Below are 336 nucleotides of genomic sequence, written 5' to 3'. Positions count from 1 at the left end.
TGGCGCAGCTGGCGCAGGGGCTGCAAGGCAGTCCCGAGCAGCTCCGCGAGGTCGAAGTCCCGCCCAACGCCATCCCTGAAGGCGCAACGCAGATCACGCCGCAGATGCTGCCCCTGGTCTCGCTGAGCCAGGCACAGCTGGACGCCCTCGTGGCCCGCGTGCCCGGCGGCGCCGCCAATGTGCAGGACATCTACCCCCTGGCCCCGCTGCAGGAAGGCATGCTGTTCCACCACCTGATGGCGACCCAGGGCGATGTGTACCTGCAGGACGTGCTCTTCAGCTTCCAGGAGCGCGACAAGCTGGACCGCTTCGTGCAGGCCCTGGGCCAGGTCGTGC

At 69.0% G+C, this 336-nt stretch carries 1 protein-coding gene; it reads left to right on the top strand.

Annotated elements, in window-relative coordinates; all coding sequences use genetic code 11:
- Positions 1 to 336 (top strand): condensation domain-containing protein (locus H5407_RS23820; RefSeq protein ID WP_183106939.1); only part of this gene is annotated, 336 nt, incomplete at both ends.

Origin of the sequence: Mitsuaria sp. WAJ17 (assembly GCF_014174515.1) — a bacterium.
Classification (GTDB): Bacteria; Pseudomonadota; Gammaproteobacteria; order Burkholderiales; family Burkholderiaceae_C; genus Roseateles_B.
This window is presented reverse-complemented; position numbering and strand designations above follow the sequence as displayed.